This window comes from Delftia sp. K82, from assembly GCF_002193035.1.
GTDB lineage: Bacteria > Pseudomonadota > Gammaproteobacteria > Burkholderiales > Burkholderiaceae_C > Comamonas > Comamonas acidovorans.
Map to the genome: position 1 here is coordinate 2,311,191 of NZ_MYFL01000001.1, position 1,200 is coordinate 2,312,390.

The window sequence follows — 1,200 nt, forward strand, 5'->3', positions numbered from 1 at the left end:
CCGTGCTGTCGCTCTGGCCTGCCGGAGCTGCGCTGTTGGCGCTGCGCTGGTTGGCGTACTGGCCCAGCACGGTGCTGCCTATGCCGTCTTCGGCGTACAGGGTCTGCAGCGTGGCCGGTTGACCTGCACCCCGGGCATCGCTTTTGAGTACGCGCTGGCCCAGGGCGTTGTAGACGTAGCTGACAGCTCTTGCATCGGCAGCGTCTGCGTATTCGCCGGCCTTGGCGATGCGGCCATCTGCGCCGTAGTGCAGGTGGTTGTCGCCCTTCTAGGCTTTGCATCCACACCTTAGGTCAACCTAATTTCCCCAGCATCACCTTAGCCGCACCAAGCACCTCCATAAAATCATCCAATGGAAAAATAAATTTCTCATCCTCAGGAGAAAATCTATATGGAATCTCGATATCACAGCATTCAAATCCTTTATCCTTATTTATTTGCGCAATAGGTATGCCGCGATAACGAATCTCCACTGTCATCTCTTCGTAGTCAAGGTCACTAAACGAAGCGATTTCAAAATCTTTGAACTTTATATTCATATAACCAATTTTTTATTCAATAAAACCAGCAAACCTACCATTTGCATCAAAGCGGATTTCTCTGCCATCCGGGGCTCGCACCCCCACGCCACCGCGACCTAGAGGATTAAATATAGATCCAGGATGAGTAAGTATATCTTCCACCTGAAACTGCCCATCTGCATTTTTCTGTTGCTGACCTCCCCGTGGCGCAGGGAATGGAGAATTTAGACTTCTTTGTCCTGCACCGTGTTTATCTAGGGCACGGCCAGCTCTGGTTAGACCATTTCTATCAGGTGCTCCTGCAGCGCGAGCCATGGCATCAACGTCATATCTAACGCCTCCCGATGATCCAGATACGCATGAATTTCCACTCTGCAGCCTTTGTAATATTCCTTGCAGCTGACTAATGTTAGACGGAGTGTACCCATATCCTGGAACAGAGGCGTAGCTATACGAGTAATTCGGCTGATAACGAAGGATCTGACCAGTAAGGTTAACCCCCTGTGCATTAATCAAACTCTGAGCATAGCTCACTGACGGCGCAGCTGACCGCCTCTGCAGACCCTCATCATCAGCGAACCCCAATGGATCGCCCCCCACATACCCAAACCGATTCCACCCACCCTCCAACCCGATCGGGTCCGCCTGGATGTATCTCCCCGTCGCCGCATCGTAGTAC

3 protein-coding genes are annotated in these 1,200 nt (G+C 51.8%); 1 reads left to right on the forward strand and 2 read right to left on the reverse strand.

Annotated elements, in window-relative coordinates; genetic code table 11:
- The coding region (locus KDK82_RS32985) for a hypothetical protein (RefSeq protein ID WP_218827068.1) at positions 1-292 on the forward strand (292 nt) is incomplete at its 5' end.
- A gap of 1 nt (position 293) precedes the next feature.
- Here KDK82_RS32985 and KDK82_RS10215 read toward each other — a convergent pair.
- A complete protein-coding gene (locus tag KDK82_RS10215; protein WP_088164785.1) occupies positions 294-539 on the reverse strand; it encodes a hypothetical protein in 246 nt (81 codons plus the stop codon).
- Between the two features lie 12 nt (positions 540-551).
- The coding region (locus tag KDK82_RS10220; protein WP_306417368.1) for an RHS repeat-associated core domain-containing protein at positions 552-1,200 on the reverse strand (649 nt) is incomplete at its 5' end.